Below are 21,266 nucleotides of genomic sequence, written 5' to 3'. Positions count from 1 at the left end.
GCCGTCTTGTGTTATGATAACGGCTTCCCGCTGCCATTTTTGGGCCCCCTTTTTATGCAACAACCTGTTGTACTCATTGGAGAGTGGCTGGTTACGCCTGCCGTTAACCAGATTAGCCGTCAGGGTCGTCAGCTTACGCTTGAACCACGCCTTATCGACCTTCTGATCTATTTTGCTCATCATCCCGATGAAGTACTTAGCCGGGATGAGCTTATCGACCACGTCTGGACGCGCAACGTCGTCACCAGCCATGTCGTCACCCAGAGCATCTCCGAATTGCGTAAGTCGCTAAAAGACGGCGATGACAGCAGCCCCGAATACATCGTCACGGTGCCGAAACGCGGCTACAAGCTGACCGCGAGCGTAATATGGTGCGCTGAAGAGGGCGAAGAGCTGGCGCCCGTTCCTCCGACAACGCGCCCGGCGTCAGGAGAAGCCCAGCTTTCTGCGACCACCGAGCCGCAAGTGCCTGAATCCAGGCCCGCCATGCCACCACCGTCGCTGCCGGAGAAGCGCCGCAAGGTAACAACCTGGTGGGTCTGGGGCCTGTTTCTGCTGGCGCTGTTCAGCTGCGTGGCGCTTGTCGCGATGTCGACTATCAATTCGCACCCACCCGTCACCAAAACCCGTTTGCTGCTGAACCCACGCGATATCGACGTTCGCCTCGCTAATGGTAATTCCTGCAACAACCAGGCATCGCAGAGAACCTATGCCGTAGGGCTTGGCAGCCTGATCACCACCTCGCTGAACACGTTTTCCACCTATATGGTGCACGACAAAACCAACTACAACGTGAATGAGCCGAGCAGCTCAGGGAAAACGCTGACCATCGAGTTCGTCAACCAGCGTCACTACCGCGCGCAGCAGTGTTTTATGTCAGTCCAGCTGGTTGATAATGCCGACAGCTCGGTGATGCTCGATAAACGCTATTTCATTACCAGCGATAACCAGGTGACGATTCAGAACGACCTGATGAGCAGCCTGTCACAGGCGCTGACCCAGCCCTGGCCTGAACGCATGCAGGCCATGCTGCGCCAGTATCAGCCGTCACAAAGCCTGTCGCTGGCGCAGTTTTACCAGGCTCACCAGCTGCTGATGAACGGCGATGTGGACTCCTTAAGCAAGGCCAGCGGCCTGCTGGATGATATTCTGAAACAGTCGCCGGATTTCAGCTACGCGATGGCAGAGAAAGCGCTGGTCGATATCCTGCGCCATTCCCAGCAGCCGCTGGATAAATCTCAACTCTCCGCACTGTCGGCGGAAATTAATCGCGTCGGGGATATTCCTGTCCTGAAGAATATGGCGGTCTTTTATCAAATTAAGACCATCGAATATTTAAGCCAGGGACAAATTAGTGACGCATTTAGCGCCATTAATACCGGCATCGGGCTGGAGATGTCGTGGGTCAATTATGTGCTGCTCGGTAAAGTTTACGAAATGCAGGGTGAAAACCGCCTGGCTGCCGACGCCTATATTACCGCCTTTAATTTACGTCCGGGTGACAATACGCTTTACTGGATTGAGAACAGCGTATTCCAGACATCCGTCACTCGCGTTGTACCTTATCTCGACAATTTCCTCGCCGCAAAATAACCATTCTTAAGTCAAACCTCATCATGCTAATAAAAGGCGGCATGATGAGGTTAATATTATGTTTATCACGAAGGTTATGGATGTTATTTATCGTTTACATGATAACACCCTGAATCAACACATCGTTAACTCACCACATTCTCTGCAAATAACTGTAAAACAGTAATATTTATCTTTTCATGACCTCAACATGTCATCCTGATGTGTTAACGCGAAAAGGTCATATTGTCATTTGTCTGATGTTTGCGATTACTTCACTTTATCTTTAGGACTTCTCTGGTGGAGATCGTTAACCTTGAGCTCAACCGGTCGGGTCATTGCGTCATCCTGGAACATGATTCGGTCCTCCAAAATAAACATCAGGAGAATACAAACCATGAGTTCTGCCAAAAAGATCGGGCTATTTGCCTGTACCGGCGTCGTTGCCGGTAATATGATGGGGAGCGGGATTGCTTTATTACCTGCGAACCTCGCCGGCATCGGTGGCATTGCCATCTGGGGCTGGGTTATCTCTATTATTGGTGCAATGTCCCTGGCTTATGTATATGCCCGACTGGCAACCAAAAATCCGCAGCAGGGTGGCCCTATTGCTTATGCGGGGGAATTATCTCCGGCGTTCGGTTTCCAGACCGGCGTGCTTTATTACCACGCAAACTGGATTGGCAACCTTGCCATCGGCATTACCGCCGTCTCTTATCTCTCCACCTTCTTCCCGGTGTTAAATAACCCGGTGCCTGCGGGCCTCGCCTGTATCGCCATCGTGTGGATTTTCACCTTCGTGAATATGCTCGGCGGGACCTGGGTCAGCCGCCTGACCACTATCGGTCTGGTGCTGGTGCTGATCCCGGTTGTGGTGACCGCCGTAGTCGGCTGGCACTGGTTTGATATCAACACCTATCACGCCAACTGGAATACCTCTCAGACCACGGATTATCACGCGGTAATCAAAAGTATTCTGCTGTGCCTGTGGGCGTTCGTGGGCGTCGAATCCGCCGCCGTCAGCACCGGGATGGTGAAAAACCCGAAACGTACCGTACCGCTGGCAACCATGCTGGGTACTGCGCTGGCAGGCGTCATCTATATCCTCGCCACACAGGTGATTTCCGGTATGTATCCGGCTTCTGAAATGGCCGCGTCCGGTGCGCCATTCGCTATCAGCGCTTCCACCATTATGGGTAGCTGGGCCGCGCCAATGGTTTCCGCCTTCACCGCGTTTGCCTGCCTGACGTCACTGGGGTCCTGGATGATGCTGGTTGGCCAGGCCGGTCAACGTGCCGCCAACGACGGCAACTTCCCGAAAATCTACGGTGAAGTCGATGCCAACGGCATTCCGAAAAAAGGCCTGCTGCTGGCAGCCGTGAAAATGACCGTGCTGATGATCCTCATCACCGTCATGAACTCCAGCGGCGGGAAAGCCTCTGACCTGTTCGGTGAACTGACCGGTATCGCCGTGCTGCTGACCATGCTGCCTTACTTCTACTCCTGCGTTGACCTGATCCGCTTCGAAGGCGTCAACGTTCGCAACCTGGTGAGCCTGGTTTGTTCCATCCTCGGCTGTGCGTTCTGCTTTATCGCACTGATGGGCGCAAGCTCCTTCGAGCTGTCCGGCACCTTCATCGTGAGCCTGATCATCCTGATGTTCTACGGCCGCAAAATGAACCAGCGCGAACACAGCGGCGACAACGCCGCCAGCGTGCACTAAGCAAGACCAACCCCTTTCTCAGGCCTCTCTCTTCACCTGTCACACCATGACGGGAGGGGCCTTCTACACCTGGAGATACGACTATGAACGTTATCGCAATCATGAATCACATGGGTGTCTACTTCAAAGAAGAGCCTATTCGTGAGCTGCACCGCGCCCTGGAGCGCCTGGATTTCCGCATTGTTTACCCAAACGATCGCGAAGACCTGCTGAAGCTGATTGAGAACAATGCCCGCCTGTGCGGCGTAATTTTCGACTGGGACAAATACAACCTCGAGCTGTGCGAAGAGATAAGTAAACTCAACGAATACATGCCGCTGTATGCATTTGCGAATACTTACTCCACTCTCGACGTGAGCCTGAACGATCTGCGTATGCAGGTTCGCTTCTTCGAATATGCGCTGGGGGCCGCCGACGATATCGCAGCAAAAATTCAGCAGAACACCGACGAGTACATCGACACCATTCTGCCGCCGCTGACCAAATCGCTGTTCAAATACGTGCGTGAAGGCAAATACACCTTCTGTACGCCGGGCCACATGGGCGGCACCGCGTTTCAGAAAAGCCCGGTTGGCAGCATCTTCTATGACTTCTTTGGTCCAAATACCATGAAGTCCGATATCTCTATCTCCGTGTCTGAACTGGGTTCTCTGCTGGACCACAGCGGCCCGCACAAAGAAGCGGAAGAGTACATTGCCCGCGTGTTCAACGCTGAACGCAGCTACATGGTGACCAACGGGACGTCAACCGCCAACAAGATTGTCGGGATGTATTCTGCGCCTGCCGGCAGCACCGTGCTGATTGACCGTAACTGCCACAAATCGCTGACGCATCTGATGATGATGAGCGACATTACGCCAATCTACTTCCGCCCAACCCGTAACGCTTACGGGATCCTCGGGGGTATTCCACAAAGCGAATTCCAGCACGCGACCATTGCTAAACGCGTCAAAGAAACGCCAAACGCCACCTGGCCGGTGCACGCGGTTATCACCAACTCCACCTACGATGGCCTGCTGTATAACACCGACTACATCAAGAAAACCCTGGATGTGAAGTCCATCCACTTTGACTCTGCGTGGGTGCCTTACACCAACTTCTCACCCATCTATGCAGGCAAGTGCGGCATGAGCGGTGACCGTGTGGAAGGCAAAGTGATTTATGAAACCCAGTCTACGCACAAACTGCTGGCGGCGTTCTCTCAGGCTTCCATGATCCACGTGAAAGGTGACGTTAACGAAGAAACCTTCAACGAAGCCTACATGATGCACACCACCACTTCTCCGCACTACGGTATCGTGGCCTCCACGGAAACCGCCGCGGCGATGATGAAAGGCAATGCCGGTAAACGTCTGATCAACGGTTCGATTGAACGCTCCATCAAGTTCCGTAAAGAGATTAAACGCCTGAAAGGCGAATCTGAAGGCTGGTTCTTCGACGTCTGGCAGCCAGAGCATATCGATGCGCCAGAATGCTGGCCGCTGCGCTCAGACAGCGCATGGCACGGCTTCAAAAATATCGATAACGAGCACATGTATCTCGACCCGATTAAAGTCACCATTCTGACGCCGGGGATGAAAAAAGACGGCTCCATGGACGACTTCGGTATTCCGGCCAGCATCGTGGCGAAATATCTGGATGAACATGGCATCGTGGTCGAGAAAACCGGCCCGTATAACCTGCTGTTCCTGTTCAGCATCGGTATCGACAAAACCAAAGCGCTGAGCCTGCTGCGTGCGCTGACCGACTTCAAACGTGCGTTCGATCTGAACCTGCGCGTGAAAAACATGCTGCCGTCGCTGTACCGTGAAGATCCTGAATTCTATGAAAACATGCGTATTCAGGAACTGGCGCAGAATATTCACAAACTGGTTGAGAAACACAACCTGCCGGACCTGATGTTCCGTGCGTTCGAAGTGCTGCCAGCAATGGTAATGACCCCGTACGCCGCGTTCCAGAAAGAGCTGCACGGTGAAACCGAAGAGGTGTATATGGAAGAGACCGTTGGCCGCGTCAATGCCAACATGATCCTGCCGTACCCTCCTGGAGTCCCGCTGGTCATGCCTGGTGAGATGATCACCGAGGAGAGCCGTCCGGTGCTGGAGTTCCTGCAGATGCTGTGCGAAATCGGTGCTCACTATCCGGGCTTCGAAACCGACATCCACGGCGCCTATCGTCAGGCCGACGGGCGTTACACCGTGAAAGTGCTGAAAAACACTCAATAAGAGACAAAGGGAAGTGGCTTGCCACTTCCCTTTTTTGCCGGGTGGCGCTGCGCTTACCCGACCTAAGAGCACTCCATATCTGTAGGCCCGTGCAAGCACAGCGCCGCCGGGCAACGCCAACTTGTGCGCAAGGAGACGACATGCAAACACCCTCACAACCGCGCGCGATTTACTACATCGTAGCGATTCAAATCTGGGAATACTTCAGCTTCTACGGCATGCGTGCCCTGCTCATCCTCTACCTCACCCATCAACTCGCCTTTGACGACAGCCATGCGATTGGTCTGTTCAGCGCCTACGCTTCACTGGTGTATGTCACCCCTATTCTCGGCGGCTGGATTGCCGACCGCCTGCTCGGCAACCGCGTGGCGGTCATTGCCGGGGCTCTGCTGATGACGCTGGGCCACGTAGTGCTAGGGCTGGGTTCAGACTCCACGATGAGCCTCTACCTGGCGCTCGCCATCATTATCTGCGGCTATGGCCTGTTTAAATCCAACATCAGCTGCCTGCTGGGCGAACTCTATGACGCCAGCGACAGCCGTCGCGACGGCGGTTTCTCGCTGCTCTACGCGGCGGGCAATATCGGCTCCATCGCCGCACCTATCGTCTGCGGGCTGGCGGCGCAATGGTACGGCTGGCACGTCGGCTTTGCGCTGGCGGGCATCGGCATGTTTATCGGGCTAATGGTGTTTCTGAGCGGGCATCGCCATTTCCGCAAGACGCACGGCATCAACAAAACGGCGCTACAGGCAAGACGTTTCGTGCTGCCCACATGGGGCTGGCTGCTGGTAATGCTATGCCTCTCTCCGGTGTTCTTTACTCTCCTGCTGGAAAAGAACTGGGCAGGTTATCTGCTGGCCGTCGTCTGTATCTTTGCCGCGCAAATGGTGGCGCGCATTATGATCGCTTCGCCACAGCACCGTCGTGCGCTGTCACAGATTGTGCTGCTGATGCTCACCGGGACGCTGTTCTGGGTGCTGGCCCAGCAGGGCGGCAGTTCCATCAGCCTGTTCATTGATCGCTTCGTGAAGCGCCGCTGGATGAGCTTTGAGGTGCCGACGGCACTGTTCCAGTCGGTGAACGCGGTGGCGGTCATGGCAGCAGGCGTGGTGCTGGCGTGGCTGGTGCGTCCGGGAGCCAGCACGGCGCTACGCGTGTGGCTGAAGTTTGCCCTCGGCCTGACGCTCATGGGCGCGGGCTTTATGCTGCTGGCACTAAACGCTCATCAGGGGCAGCTCCACGGTCAGGCATCAATGAGCATGATGGTGGCAGGCCTGGCGCTGATGGGTTTCGCTGAGCTGTTTATCGACCCCGTGGCAATGGCGCAAATCACGCGCCTCAACATGCCGGGCGTGACCGGGGTGCTCACCGGCATTTATATGCTGGCGACGGGTGCCGTGGCGAACTGGCTGGCGGGCGTAGTGGCACAGCAAACTACCGAATCACAAATCAGCGAAACCGCCGTGGCGGCCTACGGGCACTTCTTCTCGCAGATGGGCGAAGGGACGCTTGGCTGCGTGGGCGTGATGCTCTTGGTGGTTATCTTCAGAAAGCTGCTGGGGAGTCGTGCGCCGGAAATGGCTGAGGAGTAGAAACAGCGCTGCCCGCATAAAGTGCGGGCAGTGCAAACAAATCAGATTGCCGCGTCGTCTTCTTCGCCGGTACGAATACGGATCACGCGCGCCACGTCGAAGACAAAGATTTTGCCGTCGCCGATTTTACCGGTCTGCGCCGTGCGGATAATGGTATCCACGCAGGTGTCGACGATATCATCGGTGACCACGATTTCAATTTTCACCTTCGGCAGAAAATCGACCATGTACTCCGCACCGCGATACAGTTCGGTGTGGCCTTTCTGACGACCAAAGCCTTTCACTTCCGTTACCGTCATCCCGGTGATACCGACTTCCGCCAGCGCTTCGCGCACATCATCGAGTTTGAAGGGTTTTATAATCGCATCAATCTTTTTCATGGTTTCCTGTCTTATCCGCGTAACCGGTTGCTTACCCTATCATAACGTCGCCGCGCACGCCGGGCTACTCTTTAAAATCATTGGCGTCGAGTTCGTGACGCGAGAGCAATTTATAGAATTCAGTACGGTTGCGCCCCGCCATGCGCGCGGCATGGGTGACGTTACCTTTAGTGATTTGCAGCAGCTTGCGCAGGTAGTTCAGCTCAAACTGGTTTCGCGCCTCAACGAACGTCGGCAGTGCGGTGTTCTCGCCCTCCAGCGCCTGCTCCACCAGCGCATCGCCAATCACCGGCGACGAGGTCAGCGCCACACACTGCTCAATCACGTTCACCAGCTGGCGCACGTTCCCCGGCCAGTTGGCGGTCATCAGCCGCTTCATCGCATCCGTCGAAAATGCCCGTACGAACGGCTTGTGCCGATCGGCAGACTGACGCAGAAGATGGTTTGCCAGCAGCGGAATGTCTTCGGTACGCTCTGCCAGTGTGGGAATTTTCAGGCTGACAACGTTGAGACGATAGTAAAGATCTTCGCGAAACTCGCCGCGTGCCATCGCTTTGGGTAAATCACGGTGGGTGGCGGAGACAATGCGCACGTTGATGTCGATATCGCGATTGCTGCCGAGCGGGCGAATTTTGCGCTCCTGCAAGACGCGCAGCAGCTTAACCTGTAACGGAGAAGGCATGTCGCCAATCTCATCAAGAAAAAGCGTACCGCCCTCCGCGGCCTGAAACAGCCCTTCGCGATTGCTCACCGCGCCGGTAAATGCGCCGCGGGCATGGCCGAAGAGCTCAGACTCCAGCAGCTGTTCCGGCAACGCACCGCAGTTAATGGCGATAAACGGGTATTTGCCGCGCGGGCTGGCGTTGTGAATCGCCTGGGCAAAAATCTCCTTCCCGGTGCCGCTCTGGCCGTTAATCAGCACGCTGACGTCCGACTGCGCCACCATCCGCGCCTGTTCGAGCAGGCGCAGCATTACCGGGCTGCGGGTGACGATGGATTCGCGCCAGCTGTCATCGGTGGCGGCAGCGGTATGCACCAGCGCATCGTCGATGGCTTTGTAAAGCGCATCTTTATCAACCGGCTTGGTCAGGAAGCTGAACACGCCCTGCTGCGTGGCCGCTACGGCATCGGGAATGGATCCGTGGGCGGTGAGAATGATCACCGGCATGCCAGGCTGTACTTTCTGGATCTCCGCAAACAGCTGCAGGCCGTCCATTTCATCCATGCGCAGATCGCTTATCACCAGATCGACTTTTTCCCGCGCCAGCACGCGCAGCCCTTCCTGTCCGCTTTCAGCGGTAACCACGGAAAAACCTTCGCTGGTGAGGCGCATGCCCAGCAGCTTCAGCAGGCCCGGATCGTCGTCGACCAGTAAAAGGTGAGCGGGTTTACGTCCTGTCATGGTTTCTCCTCTGTGGACGGAGCGTCCTTCTGCGCCGGAGCGGCATCACCTGCATGCCCGGCATCCGGCGTAAAGTTGCTGCCCGCCGGTTTGCGGCTGGAAAGCTGACGCTCAATGTCGGTCAGGTTTTCCAGCTTGCGGGTCGTCAGTTCCAGCTGGCTGCTGAGGTGCTGTTGCTGCTGGCGCAGAATATCCAGCTCGGCATCCGTCGTCTGCTGTAGTTTGCTGTAGCGGGAGCGCTCATCCGAAAGCTGAAGCTGTAGCGACTGCCCGTCACGCCAGAACTGATACAGCGGACGCACCTGAGTCGGGATCTGCGGGCTGAACGTATCGAGGCGGGTCACCATTTCACGGCGCTCCAGCGGGGTGATTTTGGCGCTGCCGAGCAGAATGCCGCGACGCAGCGCGTCCTGCCAGGACTCATCGCTATGCAGGCGGGCTTCGCTGCGGGCCATTTCCGGCGACAGACGTTCGGCACAATCCATGCTTCTCAGCCAGTACAGCGGGTTTTTCTCCGTTGCTGCACCGTGAAGCGACCAGACGTCGGCGCAGTCCGTGGAGAGGAAATCGGCGACCTGCTGCTGTGGCAGCTTATCTTCATCGCCCGTGCTGGCGGTTTGCGGCGCACTGACGCACCCGGCCAGCCATAAACAGGACGCTCCGGCAAGGAGCGAGAGGAAACGAGGGGACATATTCACCAGACGTTGCTTCATTTAATGGGTTTATCCGTGTCTGAAAGAGAAAGCTCAATGCGGAAACAGACATGGCCCGTTGGCGCGTCGACCAACTGCAGGGTGCCCCGCATCCGGCGGACGCAATCCCGGGCGATACTCAGTCCCAGACCGCTTCCCTTCACAGCCCCTTTACGTTGATGACTGCCCTGATAAAAGGGCTCAAAAATCATGGCTTTTTCAGCCTCAGGGATCGGTGTTCCGCTGTTTTCCACCTCAAGAAACACCCGGTTTCCCTGCTGGCGACTGCGCAGAAAAATAGTACCGGATTCACTGCCGTAGTGCACTGCATTGGAGTAGAGATTATCCAGCGCGCTCATCAACAGCACCGGTTCAGCCTGGCACTCACGCACGTCAAGCTCGACGCGGGTATGCATCATTTTAGCTCGTGCGGGCAAACTGTGGGCAGAGACAACGATATCCAGCAGCGGTACCAGCTCGACCTTCTCCATTTCAACCGGCGTGTCGGCAAGCTTTCGGTTGTAATCCAGCAGCTGCTCAATCAGCTTTTGCAGGTTACGGCTGCTGTCATCCAGAATGGCGACCACTTCTTCCTGCTCGGTCGTCAGCGGGCCAACGACCTTATCGGCCAGCAGCTCGGTCCCTTCGCGCATGCTGGCAAGCGGCGTTTTCAGCTCATGGGAAAGATGACGCAGAAACTGGTGACGTTGAGATTCAAGCCAGGAGAGCCGTTCGCTCAGCCAGACAATGCGCTGCCCGACGGATCGCAGCTCGCGCGGCCCGGTAAACATCACCGTGCTGCCGAGCGATTTTCCCTCACCAAGACGGTTAATCATCCGCTGAATGGCTTTAACGGGGCCGATAATCATGCGGGTGAACAGCAGCATCATGGTCAGGCTGACCAGGAACAGCACCAGCGCCTGCCAGCCGAAGAACTGCCCACGCTCGGCAATCTCCTGCTGGAGCTGCTGCCCCCGGGAAAACACCACTGCGCGGGTGGCCTGGACCATATCGGTATTCGCCGAGGCAAAGGCCTCAAGCTTTGCAGCAGAGGCTTCATCCGGGCCGCTGTTTTTGCAGTGAAGCTCTGCCAGATCGTTCAGATCCTGACGCAGCGCCTGCCAGATTTTGTTATCCGGCAGCACGCCTGCGTGGGCATCCAGCATTTCGCTATAGCGCTTACGCTGGCCCTGATACACCTTCGCCAGAGTTGCGTCATCCAGCACGCAGTACTGGCGGTAGCTGCGCTCCATCTCCAGCGCGGCGTTGGTCATCGCTTCGCTGCGGCGAGCGTCCACAAGCGTGGTGCGGTTGGTCATGGCGGCCTGATCGCTCAGCGCATTCAGGCTCTGCCAGGCCTGCCAGGCAAGGACCAGCAGCGGCAACAGGATCAGCAGAAACGCCAACATAACCAGCTGACGCAGCGAGCGGGGGAAAAGTGACCAGCGTTTCAATGAGTTTGCCCCTGAACATAATGATAATGGCAGGGTAACTGAGGCAGGAAGCGGAAACAACAACGCCGGGTCAAAGCCCGGCGTTGTCACTGAATAAGGCGGTGCCTAACTCCACGTTTCGCCCGGGGTTTGATATAGCAAGCTGATATCAACAGTTGGACGGCAGGCACCTTGTTGTGCGTCATTCGAAGTTTATGTAGCGCGTCCCGAAGGGGCTGACATAATAGGGTGAATGAGCCACTGGTTAATTATATGCAGTAAGCGTGCCATAATACAAAACAATTTATTAACACATTAATAAATAATAACTTTATCACTTTTTGAATGACATCTCGTTTTGCGTGTTTTTTCACCACACCGTCGTCAAAAAGAGACGCCAAAATAACAAAACAATAAAAACTATAAATATCAAATAGATAAATGTCTCCACTTAGAGACACCGCAGGATGCCAGCTGTCGCCTTTTTCCGACACTGTTCCCGCTTTTGCTCACATAAAAAAGCCCTCCAGTTTCCGGAGGGCTTAAGAGACGAACGAAGCATCTGAGTTAACGCCCGGTAGCGCAGGCTTACCGGGCCTACAACGACCTCATCAACCTCTGATTTTGTAGGCCTGATAAGCGAAGCGCCATCAGGCAAAACAGCACTACAAAGGTTTGACGCGATCTCAACCCAGCTGTTTACGTGCGTTACGGAAAATACGCATCCACGGGCTGTCTTCGCCCCAGTTTTCCGGGTGCCAGGAGTTGGCGACTGTACGGAACACGCGCTCAGGGTGTGGCATCATCAGCGTGACGCGCCCGCTTTCGCTGGTGACCGCGGTAATCCCGTTAGGGGAACCGTTCGGGTTCGCCGGATAGTTTTGCGTCACGTTGCCGAAGTGGTCGACGAAGCGCAGAGCCACCAGGCCTTTGCTTTCCAGCTGCGCCAGATGCGCGCTGTCACGCACTTCGACGCGGCCTTCACCATGAGAAACGGCGATGGGCATCTGTGAACCGCTCATCCCCTGCAGCAGCAGGGACGGGCTCTGGGTCACTTCTACCAGGCTGAAGCGCGCTTCGAAGCGGTCCGAGTGGTTGCGTACAAAGCGCGGCCACAGGCTGCTGCCAGGGATAAGGTCGCGCAGGTTGGACATCATCTGGCAGCCGTTACACACGCCCAGCGCCAGCGTCTGCGGGCGGTGGAAGAAGGTTTCAAACTCGTCGCGCACGCGCTCGTTGAACAGAATGGATTTCGCCCAGCCCTCGCCTGCGCCTAAGACGTCGCCGTAGGAGAAGCCGCCGCAGGCGACCAGCGCCTGGAAATCAGCCAGCCCGGTACGGCCAGCCAGCAGGTCGCTCATGTGGACGTCGATAGCATCGAAGCCCGCACGATGGAACGCCGCAGCCATTTCGACGTGGGAGTTCACGCCCTGCTCACGCAGTACCGCAACCTTCGGACGCGCGCCTTTCGCAATGTACGGGGCAGCCACATCTTCGTTGATATCAAAGCTGAGCTTCACGTTCAGGCCCGGATCGCTGTCGTTGCGCTTCGCCTCGTGCTCCTGATCGGCACATTCCGGGTTATCGCGCAGGCGCTGCATCTGCCAGGTCGTTTCCGCCCACCACATACGTAACGTGGTGCGGCTTTCACTGTAGACAACATGACCGCCCGCCGTGATAACAAAGCGGTCGCCTTCGGTGGCTTTCCCGAGGAAGTGGACGCAGTCCGCCAGGCCGTGGCTGGCAAAAATGCCTTCCACAAGCTCGCGGTCTTGCGCACGCACCTGAATCACGCCGCCCAGCTCTTCGTTGAACAGTGCAGCCAGACGATCTTCACTAAGTGCTGCGATATCCACATCCACGCCGCAGTGCCCGGTGAAGGCCATTTCGGCGAGCGTCACCATCAGGCCGCCGTCGGAGCGGTCGTGCCAGGCCAGCAGTTTGCGTTCTGCCACCAGCACCTGCATCGCGTCCCAGAAGCCTTTCAGCTGCTCCACGCTGCGGACATCGGCGGTTTTGTCACCGAGCTGGCGGTAAACCTGAGCCAGGGCCGTCGCGCCGAGCGCGTTGTGGCCTTTGCCGAGATCAATCAGCAGCAGGGCGTTATCCTCCGTGGAAAGCTGCGGCGTCACGGTATGGCGCACATCCTCCACGCGGGCAAAGGCGGAAATCACCAGCGACAGCGGCGACGTCATTTCGCGCTGTTCACTGCCTTCCTGCCAGCGGGTTTTCATCGACATAGAGTCTTTGCCGACCGGAATGGTCAGGCCCAGCGCCGGGCAGAGCTCTTCACCCACGGCTTTCACCGCTGCGTAGAGGCCCGCATCTTCGCCCGGGTGCCCTGCCGCCGCCATCCAGTTTGCGGAAAGCTTCACGCGCTTCAGGTCGCCGACCTGAGTCCCCACGAGGTTGGTCAGCGCTTCGCCGACGGCCAGCCGCGCGGAGGCCGCAAAATCGAGCAGCGCCACCGGCGCACGTTCGCCCATCGCCATCGCTTCGCCGTAGTAGCTGTCGAGGCTCGCGGTGGTTACCGCGCAGTTCGCTACCGGGATCTGCCACGGGCCAACCATCTGATCGCGGGCAACCATGCCGGTTACCGTGCGGTCGCCGATGGTCACGAGGAAGGTTTTCTCTGCCACGGTTGGCAGATGCAGAACGCGGTTGACCGCATCGGCAATCGTGATGCCCTGCCTGTCCAGCGCTTCGCCACCGGCGGCAAGCGTCTCAACGTCGCGGGTCATTTTCGGGGTTTTGCCAAGCAGCACGTCCAGCGGCAAATCGATAGGCGTATTGTCGAAATGGCTGTCGCTGAGGCTCAGATGCATCTCTTCGGTGGCTTCACCGATGACCGCGTAAGGTGCGCGCTCACGTTTGCACAGCTCGTCGAACAGCGGCAGCTGATCCGCCGCCACCGCCAGCACGTAGCGCTCCTGAGATTCGTTACACCAGATCTCCAGCGGGCTCATGCCTGGCTCATCGCTGAGGATATCGCGCAGATTAAATTTACCGCCGCGCCCGCCGTCGCTCACCAGCTCAGGCATGGCGTTAGAGAGGCCGCCCGCGCCGACGTCGTGGATAAACAGAATCGGGTTGGCTTCACCGAGCTGCCAGCAGCGGTCGATCACTTCCTGGCAGCGTCGCTCCATTTCCGGGTTGTCGCGTTGGACGGAAGCAAAATCAAGATCTGCATCGGACTGTCCGGACGCCATGGAGGATGCCGCCCCGCCGCCAAGGCCGATATTCATCGCCGGGCCGCCGAGAACGATCAGCTTCGCGCCGACGTTGATCTCACCTTTCTGGACGTGATCGGCACGGATGTTGCCGATCCCGCCTGCCAGCATGATCGGCTTGTGGTAGCCGCGCAGCTCTTCGCCGTTGTGGCTGTTGACCTTTTCTTCGTAGGTGCGGAAGTAACCGTTCAGCGCCGGACGACCAAATTCGTTGTTAAACGCCGCGCCGCCCAGCGGGCCGTCGGTCATGATATCCAGCGCGGTCACGATGCGGTCTGGTTTGCCGAAGTCTTCTTCCCACGGCTGTTCAAAGCCGGGGATACGCAGGTTGGAAACGGAGAAGCCCACCAGCCCGGCTTTCGGTTTTGCGCCGCGCCCGGTCGCGCCTTCATCACGAATTTCACCGCCGGAGCCCGTTGCCGCCCCCGGCCATGGGGAAATCGCCGTCGGGTGGTTATGGGTTTCTACCTTCATCAGGATGTGCGTCGGCTCCTGATGGAAATCGTAGCGCAGGCCGTCACGATCGGCGTAGAAGCGCCCTACGTCCGAGCCTTCCATTACCGCAGCGTTGTCCTTATAAGCCGACAGCACGTGGTCCGGGGTGGTCTCGAAGGTGTTTTTAATCATTTTGAACAGCGACTTCGGCTGCTGCTCGCCGTCAATCACCCAGTCGGCGTTGAAAATCTTGTGACGGCAGTGTTCGGAGTTCGCCTGGGCAAACATATAGAGTTCGATATCGTTCGGGTTGCGGTTGAGCTTTGTGAAGGCATCGAACAGGTAATCAATTTCATCTTCGGCCAGCGCTAACCCCAGACGCAGGTTGGCGTCCACCAGCGCCTGACGGCCCTGCCCCTGCACGTCTACGCTCGCAACCGGCGCAGGCTGATGATGGGCAAACAGGTTTTCCGCGTCCTGCAGCGCACCGTAGACGGTTTCCATCATCCGGTCATGCAGCTCAGCTGCAACCTGGCTCCACTGCATATCCGTCAGCATGGAGGCTTCGACGTAGTATGCAACACCGCGCTCCAGGCGTTCGATCTGCGCCAGGCCACAGTTGTGGGCGATGTCGGTTGCTTTTGAAGACCAGGGGGAGATGGTGCCAGGGCGGGGAGTGACGAGCAGTAATTTTCCGGCGGGGGTATGGCTGTTGAGGCTTGGACCGTACTGCAGCAGTTTTGTCAGCCGGGTGTGTTCCTCTTCTGACAACGGCGCGTTCAGTTCGGCGAAGTGCACGTACTCGGCGTAAAGGTTGCTGACCGGAAGGTTAGCTGCCTGAAAGCGTGCCAGCAGTTTGGTGATACGGAAGGCTGACAGTGCAGGCGAACCACGCAGAATTTCCATCATAAGTCTCTCGTCTTCTGGGTTTCAGTGTGCGCAATGGCGGAAAACGGGCGCCATTATAGAGCATCCTGAACGGCTACGTAACCGTTTGCGTCAAAATAAAACCGCCGCATCGTTTTACCACCAGGTGCGACATCGGTGACGAATGGGTTGCCATCTGGCGCTTGTTTAAGCAAAATGCCGCTCACTCTTTAGTGTCCCTAAACTTTAACATGGTAACTATTGCCTGAGATCGCTCGCGCTGCAGAGAATTAACTAATTGAAAAAATTAAAGATTAATTATCTGTTTATCGGCATTGTCACCCTGCTACTGGCAGCGGCGCTATGGCCCTCCATTCCCTGGTTCAGTAAACCAGAGAACCGCATCGCGGCGATTCAGGCGCGAGGAGAGCTGCGCGTCAGCACCATCATCTCTCCCCTGACCTACGCCAGCATTAACGAAAAAGATTACGGTCTTGATTACGAGCTGGCCCAGCAGTTCGCGGACTACCTCGGCGTGAAGCTTAACGTCACCGTCCGCCAGAATATCAGCCAGCTGTTTGACGATCTCGATAATGACAAAGCCGACATGCTGGCCGCCGGGCTGGTCTACAACAGCGAGCGCGTCAAAAGCTATCAGGCCGGCCCGGCTTATTACTCCGTTTCGCAGCAGCTGGTTTACCGCAAAGGCAGCTACCGCCCCCGTTCACTTGAAAATATTACCGCTCAGCAGCTGACCATCGCGCCGGGGCACGTGGCAATCAATGATTTGCAGGCGCTGAAGGAGAAGAAGTATCCGGAACTCAGCTGGACCGTCGATGACAAACGCGGCAGCGTGGAGCTGATGGATGAGGTTCTCGACGGCAGGCTCGACTATACCATTGCCGATTCGGTCGCGATCAGCCTGTTCCAGCGCGTCCATCCGGAGCTGGCCGTAGCGCTCGACATTACCGATGAGCAGCCGGTCACCTGGTTTAGCCTGAAGGACAGCGACAACACCCTGCCCGCCGCAATGCTTGATTTCTTCAACAACATTAATGAAGACGGCACCCTGGCACGCCTGGAAGAGAAATACCTTGGCCATGGCGACGATTTCGATTACTTCGACACCCGCACCTTCCTTCGCGCGGTGGATAACCAACTGCCCGATTTCCAGCCGCTCTTCCAGAAGCATGCGGCGGAAATCGACTGGCGCCTGCTGGCGGCGATTGCCTGGCAGGAATCCCACTGGGATCCGATGGCAACCTCACCGACGGGCGTGCGAGGCATGATGATGCTGACCAGGAACACTGCGCAAAGCCTGGGCCTGACGGACCGCACCGATGCCGAACAGAGCATCAGCGGCGGGATGCGCTATCTGCAGGATATGATGGATAAGGTGCCGGAGACCGTCCCGAAGGATGAACGGATCTGGTTTGCCCTGGCGGCTTACAATATGGGCTATGCGCATATGCTGGATGCCAGAGCGTTAACCGCGAAGCAAAAAGGCGATCCGGATAGCTGGGCTGACGTGAAACAGCGTCTGCCTTTACTGAGCCAGAAACCCTACTACACGCGCCTGACGTACGGCTACGCGCGCGGGCATGAAGCCTACGCATATGTAGAGAATATCCGTAAGTATCAGATAAGCCTGGTGGGCTATCTGCTGGAGAAAGAGAAGAAGGCTGCGCAGGAAAGGGAATATGCGAATGATTACCCGGCGGTCAGGCCGGACGAGCTGAATCACACCACTGGAAGCGTCGGCGTGCTGCCGTTTATCTCGCTATCGGCGGACATACACAGTGGCCAGATTGACGTGAAGCACCCCGGCACCCTCGTCGACATGTTACGTCACTGAGACGGCGCGGCGCGCCTGAGCGCTTTTTTCTGTTCACGGCGGTGGCGGAAGAAATCGCTCAGCATGGTGGAGCAGCTTTCAGCAAGCACGCCTTCCGTAATTTCAACCCTGTGATTCATGCCCGGATGATGCAGTATATCAATCAGCGATCCCGCCGCCCCCGTTTTTGCATCCCGCGCACCAAACACCAGCTGACCAATCCGGCTGTGCACCATTGCCCCGGCGCACATCACGCAGGGTTCGAGCGTTACGTACAGCGTCGTATCAATCAGGCGATAATTCTGTAATACCAGCCCACCCTGGCGCAGCGCCATGATTTCCGCATGCGCCGTCGGGTCGTGACGACCAATCGGCCGGTTCCAGCCCTCACCAATCACCTGATTCTGATACACCAGCACTGCCCCGACCGGCACCTCTCCTTCATCCCAGGCGCGTTGAGCCAGAGTCAGCGCATGACGCATCCAGCGTTCGTGGTTCAGTTCGTTGTCAGACAAGGCGGCTACTCCGGTAGAAAAACGGGGCGCATTATACACACCGGCAGGCCGTTACACTATTCCAGCTGTTGCAGATCGCCGCGCGGCGTCACCCGGAAGCGATGCTGGCAAAAATAGAGCAGCGGGTTATCCTGGTTGCTGTCGCTGTAGCCGCTGTACAGGCGCAGCGGCGTGCCGATTTTGCGCTCCAGCTGAGCCACTTTCTCATGGCCTAAACAACGCAGCGTCAGCACCCAACCGCCGTAGCGGCGTTCGGTCATGCTGGCGATTAAATTAACGCGCGGCAGCCAGGGGGTGTCGAAATAGACCTTTTCCACAAGCCGTTTCGGGGAACCGGTAATCAACCAGACGTCAGCATCAGAGCTGGTCAGGTATTCGGTCAGGCGTTGATGCACCACCGGAAACGCAGTGACGTGCCCGCGGAACCAGAGGACAAAGTTCGCCTCAAGGCGCTGAAGCCGCGTTTCGCTGTGCCCGAAGGTGGCGGCCCACAGCAGCAGGCTCATCGGCCAGCGCGCCGCGCGTCCTTTTACCAGCAGCGTGACGCCAATCACCGGCAGCAGCGGGAGCACCAGCAGCGCATTCAGCGGGTTGTGCCGGAACAGGTAACGTAAAAAGCTGCCAAACATATCCTGCTGATGCAGCGTGCCATCCAGGTCAAAAAACACTACCCGACGCGAATTACTTGCCAAACCGTTTCCCTCTCAAAGTTGAACGCGTAAGCGTCATGCCTGTTAGTTAGCCTAACAGCCGGAACCTCACATTTCCAAAAACGATCGGCATTGTGCCTTTCCCTTCGTTTCCGGAGAGCGTATCCTTTTGATTAGCATAATGAATTGTTTAAGATTGCAGCACTTTTTTCCCGCCACGGGCTGTGCAGGCATCACAATCCCCTATAATCAAAGACAAATTTCTGGCAGGCGGCCGCCGCAAGGCCCTCTGGAGAGGCAATGAATTGTTTGATTCGCATCCGCCAGCGTTATCCTGGTTTTGCGCAAAGTGACAAAAAACTGGCAGACTTCATTCTGGCGCAGCCCGACGAGGCGCGCCATCTCAGTTCACAGCAGCTGGCCGCTGAGGCTGGTGTCAGCCAGTCGAGCGTGGTGAAGTTTGCCCAAAAGCTCGGCTTTAAAGGCTTCCCCGCGCTGAAGCTTGCCCTCAGCGAGGCGCTGGCGAGCAACCCTCATCCTCAGTCGGTGCCGGTGCATAACCAGATCCGCGGCGACGACCCGCTGCGGCTGGTGGGCGAAAAGCTGATTAAAGATAACGTCTCGGCGATGCATGCGTCGCTCGACATCAATACCGAAGAGAAGCTGCGGGAAAGCATCGGACTGCTGCGCAGCGCCCGCCGCATCGTCGTGACCGGCATTGGCGCTTCGGGGCTGGTGGCGCAAAACTTCAGCTGGAAGCTGATGAAAATTGGTCTGAATGCCGTTGCTGAGCAGGACATGCACGCCCTGCTCGCCACCGTGCAGGCGATGACGAATGACGACTTGCTGCTGGCTATCTCCTATTCCGGCGAGCGGCGGGAGATTAACCTGGCAGCAGACGAAACGCTGCGGGTGGGCGGTAAAATTTTAGCAATAACCGGCTTTTCCCCCAACGCCCTGCAGCAGCGGGCGAGCCATTGCCTCTATACCATTGCCGAGGAGCAAGCTACGCGCAGCGCGGCAATCTCCTCCACCAGTGCCCAGATGATGCTGACCGACCTGCTGTTTATGGGGCTGGTACAGCAGGATCTTGAGCACGCGCCGGAGAGGATCCGCCACAGCGAAGCGCTGGTGAAAAAACTGGTCTGAACAGAGAATGAGCGTATAATGCCCGCCCTGTTTGTGTTGTTTCTGAGAATTTCTGTATGGCGCTGTTAATTACCAAAAAATGCATCAACTGTGATATGTGCGAGGCGGAATGCCCGAACACGGCCATTTCGATGGGCGACAGCATTTATGAGATTAACAGCGATCGCTGTACCGAGTGCATCGGCCATTACGAGACGCCGACCTGCCAGAAAGTGTGCCCGATCCCCAACACCATCATCAAAGATCCGGCGCACCTGGAAAACGAAGAGCAGCTGTGGGATAAGTTCGTTCAGCTGCATCACGCCGATAAAATTTAGCTTTCCATAATCACCGTGGCGCAGGCGTAATGACGTTCGTCTGCCAGCGTCACATGCATGTGGGCAACGCCAAGCTTAGCAGCCAATTCTGCCGCCGCGCCCCATAACCGCAGCTTAGGTTTACCCAGTTCATCGTTGTAGACTTCGAACTGTTCAAACGCCAGCCCGTTGCGGATCCCGGTGCCCAGCGCTTTGGATGCCGCCTCTTTTACGGCAAACCGCTTCGCCAGAAAGCGCACCGGCTGCTGGTGCGTCTCCCAGATTTTCCACTCGTGCTCACTGAGCACCCGGCGCGCAAGGCGATCGCCGCTGCGGGCGATCACTGCTTCGATACGGGCAATCTCGACGATATCCGTGCCGATGCCGACGATGGCCATTATTTGCGCGCTTCCAGCATCAGGCGCTTCATTTCCGCCACCGCTTCCTTCAGGCCGCTCATTACCGCACGGCCAATAATGGCATGGCCGATGTTCAGCTCGTGCATCTCCGGCAATGCGGCGATGGCTTTAACATTGTGATACGTCAGCCCGTGCCCGGCGTTCACCTTCAGGCCAAGGCTTGCGGCATACGTTGCTGCCTGAGCAATACGCTCCAGCTCTTTCGCCTGCTGCGCTTCGCTTTCGGCATCGGCGTAGCAGCCGGTGTGAATTTCGATGTACGGCGCGCCCACGTCCGCTGCGGCTTTGATTTGCTGGCGATCGGCGTCAATGAACAGGGAAACCAGGATCCCGGCATCCGCCAGGCGCTTGCAGGCGTCGCGCATTTTGTCGATCTGACCTGCCACATCCAGGCCGCCTTCGGTGGTCACTTCCTGACGTTTCTCAGGCACCAGACAGCAAAAGTGCGGTTTCGTCTCGCAGGCAATCGTCAGCATCTCTTCGGTGACGGCCATTTCCAGATTCATGCGGGTATCGAGGGTCTGGCGCAGGATGCGTACGTCACGATCGGTGATATGGCGACGGTCTTCTCGCAGGTGCACGGTGATGCCGTCTGCACCAGCCTGTTCAGCAATAAAGGCGGCCTGCACCGGATCGGGATAAGCCGTGCCGCGTGCGTTTCGCAGGGTTGCAATGTGGTCGATGTTGACGCCTAACAGTAATTCAGCCATGACAGTCCTCGTTATTGATTTTGGTTCGTCGCATTCCCTCTCCCTGTCCCTCTCCCATAGAGAGAGGGAACTGATTGTGCCCCCATTCAGATCGCAGGGCTCATTTTCCCCCTCTCCCCTTGGGAGAGGGCCGGGGAGAGGG

The 21,266-nt window shown here is 57.1% G+C and carries 15 protein-coding genes and 1 pseudogene; 7 read left to right on the top strand and 9 right to left on the bottom strand.

The features are described from left to right. Positions 1 to 54: 54 nt before the first annotated feature. The 4 genes from cadC to dtpD all read left to right on the top strand — a co-directional run bounded on the left by cadC (position 55) and on the right by dtpD (position 7,112). Positions 55 to 1,593 carry a lysine decarboxylation/transport transcriptional activator CadC gene (cadC, locus tag RTU33_RS02230; protein WP_312624994.1) on the top strand — a complete coding sequence of 513 codons (1,539 nt, stop codon included), beginning with the start codon at positions 55 to 57 and terminating at the stop codon, positions 1,591 to 1,593. A 376-nt stretch (positions 1,594 to 1,969) separates the two neighbouring features. After that, positions 1,970 to 3,295 (top strand): cadaverine/lysine antiporter, encoded by a 1,326-nt coding sequence (gene cadB / locus RTU33_RS02225; protein ID WP_312624992.1) that lies wholly within the window; start codon positions 1,970 to 1,972, stop codon positions 3,293 to 3,295. An 83-nt stretch (positions 3,296 to 3,378) separates the two neighbouring features. After that, positions 3,379 to 5,520, top strand: a complete 2,142-nt coding sequence (cadA, locus tag RTU33_RS02220) for a lysine decarboxylase CadA (RefSeq protein ID WP_312624991.1) — start codon at positions 3,379 to 3,381, stop codon at positions 5,518 to 5,520. Between the two features lie 140 nt (positions 5,521 to 5,660). Next, on the top strand, positions 5,661 to 7,112 hold the full coding sequence (gene dtpD / locus RTU33_RS02215; protein WP_312624989.1) for a dipeptide permease DtpD: 1,452 nt from the start codon (positions 5,661 to 5,663) through the stop codon (positions 7,110 to 7,112). A 41-nt stretch (positions 7,113 to 7,153) separates the two neighbouring features. On the opposite strand, the gene glnB is transcribed toward dtpD, so the two are convergent. From glnB to purL, 5 genes are all read right to left on the bottom strand, one after another. Continuing rightward, complete coding sequence (gene glnB / locus RTU33_RS02210; RefSeq protein ID WP_002914032.1) at positions 7,154 to 7,492, bottom strand: nitrogen regulatory protein P-II; 339 nt, start codon at positions 7,490 to 7,492, stop codon at positions 7,154 to 7,156. A 64-nt stretch (positions 7,493 to 7,556) separates the two neighbouring features. Beyond that, positions 7,557 to 8,894 (bottom strand): two-component system response regulator GlrR, encoded by a 1,338-nt coding sequence (gene glrR / locus RTU33_RS02205; protein ID WP_312624984.1) that lies wholly within the window; start codon positions 8,892 to 8,894, stop codon positions 7,557 to 7,559. Next, complete coding sequence (gene qseG, locus RTU33_RS02200; RefSeq protein ID WP_312624983.1) at positions 8,891 to 9,607, bottom strand: two-component system QseEF-associated lipoprotein QseG; 717 nt, start codon at positions 9,605 to 9,607, stop codon at positions 8,891 to 8,893. Before qseG ends, glrR begins: the two co-directional genes overlap by 4 nt. Continuing rightward, entirely contained in the window at positions 9,604 to 11,040 is a 1,437-nt protein-coding gene (gene qseE / locus RTU33_RS02195; protein ID WP_312624982.1) for a two component system sensor histidine kinase QseE/GlrK, read from the bottom strand. The genes qseG and qseE overlap by 4 nt, the downstream gene beginning before the upstream one ends. Positions 11,041 to 11,705: 665 nt before the next feature. Beyond that, the gene (gene purL / locus RTU33_RS02190; RefSeq protein ID WP_312624981.1) at positions 11,706 to 15,593 is read right to left on the bottom strand and encodes a phosphoribosylformylglycinamidine synthase; all 3,888 of its coding nucleotides are present in this window, start codon (positions 15,591 to 15,593) and stop codon (positions 11,706 to 11,708) included. A gap of 223 nt (positions 15,594 to 15,816) precedes the next feature. Between purL and mltF the strand changes: the two are divergent. Further along, a pseudogene (mltF, locus tag RTU33_RS02185) lies at positions 15,817 to 17,406 on the top strand (membrane-bound lytic murein transglycosylase MltF). Here mltF and tadA read toward each other — a convergent pair. Together tadA and yfhb are read right to left on the bottom strand one after the other, a co-directional pair. Then, entirely contained in the window at positions 17,400 to 17,939 is a 540-nt protein-coding gene (gene tadA / locus RTU33_RS02180; protein ID WP_312624980.1) for a tRNA adenosine(34) deaminase TadA, read from the bottom strand. The pseudogene mltF and the gene tadA overlap by 7 nt on opposite strands. 17 nt (positions 17,940 to 17,956) lie before the next feature. Further along, entirely contained in the window at positions 17,957 to 18,592 is a 636-nt protein-coding gene (gene yfhb, locus RTU33_RS02175) for a phosphatidylglycerophosphatase C (protein WP_312624979.1), read from the bottom strand. Between the two features lie 258 nt (positions 18,593 to 18,850). Between yfhb and RTU33_RS02170 the strand changes: the two genes are divergently transcribed. Together RTU33_RS02170 and RTU33_RS02165 are read left to right on the top strand one after the other, a co-directional pair. Next, positions 18,851 to 19,699, top strand: coding sequence for a MurR/RpiR family transcriptional regulator (locus RTU33_RS02170; protein WP_312624977.1), 849 nt, complete (start codon positions 18,851 to 18,853; stop codon positions 19,697 to 19,699). Between the two features lie 56 nt (positions 19,700 to 19,755). Next, positions 19,756 to 20,016 (top strand): YfhL family 4Fe-4S dicluster ferredoxin, encoded by a 261-nt coding sequence (locus tag RTU33_RS02165; protein ID WP_097163300.1) that lies wholly within the window; start codon positions 19,756 to 19,758, stop codon positions 20,014 to 20,016. Here RTU33_RS02165 and acpS read toward each other — a convergent pair. Together acpS and pdxJ are read right to left on the bottom strand one after the other, a co-directional pair. Further along, complete coding sequence (acpS, locus tag RTU33_RS02160; RefSeq protein WP_312624974.1) at positions 20,013 to 20,393, bottom strand: holo-ACP synthase; 381 nt, start codon at positions 20,391 to 20,393, stop codon at positions 20,013 to 20,015. The genes RTU33_RS02165 and acpS overlap by 4 nt on opposite strands. Then, positions 20,393 to 21,124: a pyridoxine 5'-phosphate synthase gene (gene pdxJ, locus RTU33_RS02155; RefSeq protein ID WP_312624972.1), complete on the bottom strand. Its 732-nt coding sequence runs from the start codon at positions 21,122 to 21,124 to the stop codon at positions 20,393 to 20,395. Before pdxJ ends, acpS begins: the two co-directional genes overlap by 1 nt. Between the last annotated feature and the right edge of the window lie 142 nt (positions 21,125 to 21,266).

The organism is Scandinavium sp., assembly GCF_032012665.1.
Classification (GTDB): Bacteria; Pseudomonadota; Gammaproteobacteria; order Enterobacterales; family Enterobacteriaceae; genus Scandinavium.
Note: the sequence above shows the minus strand (reverse complement) of the source record. Positions and strands in the feature narration are given on the sequence as shown.

Coding starts and splice junctions, on each gene's coding strand:
- cadC (WP_312624994.1), top strand. CDS start 55: ATGCAACAACCTGTTGTACTCATTGGAGAGTGGCTGGTTACGCCTGCC.
- cadB (WP_312624992.1), top strand. CDS start 1,970: ATGAGTTCTGCCAAAAAGATCGGGCTATTTGCCTGTACCGGCGTCGTT.
- cadA (WP_312624991.1), top strand. CDS start 3,379: ATGAACGTTATCGCAATCATGAATCACATGGGTGTCTACTTCAAAGAA.
- dtpD (WP_312624989.1), top strand. CDS start 5,661: ATGCAAACACCCTCACAACCGCGCGCGATTTACTACATCGTAGCGATT.
- glnB (WP_002914032.1), bottom strand. CDS start 7,492: ATGAAAAAGATTGATGCGATTATAAAACCCTTCAAACTCGATGATGTG.
- glrR (WP_312624984.1), bottom strand. CDS start 8,894: ATGACAGGACGTAAACCCGCTCACCTTTTACTGGTCGACGACGATCCG.
- qseG (WP_312624983.1), bottom strand. CDS start 9,607: ATGAAGCAACGTCTGGTGAATATGTCCCCTCGTTTCCTCTCGCTCCTT.
- purL (WP_312624981.1), bottom strand. CDS start 15,593: ATGATGGAAATTCTGCGTGGTTCGCCTGCACTGTCAGCCTTCCGTATC.
- RTU33_RS02170 (WP_312624977.1), top strand. CDS start 18,851: ATGAATTGTTTGATTCGCATCCGCCAGCGTTATCCTGGTTTTGCGCAA.
- RTU33_RS02165 (WP_097163300.1), top strand. CDS start 19,756: ATGGCGCTGTTAATTACCAAAAAATGCATCAACTGTGATATGTGCGAG.
- acpS (WP_312624974.1), bottom strand. CDS start 20,393: ATGGCCATCGTCGGCATCGGCACGGATATCGTCGAGATTGCCCGTATC.
- pdxJ (WP_312624972.1), bottom strand. CDS start 21,124: ATGGCTGAATTACTGTTAGGCGTCAACATCGACCACATTGCAACCCTG.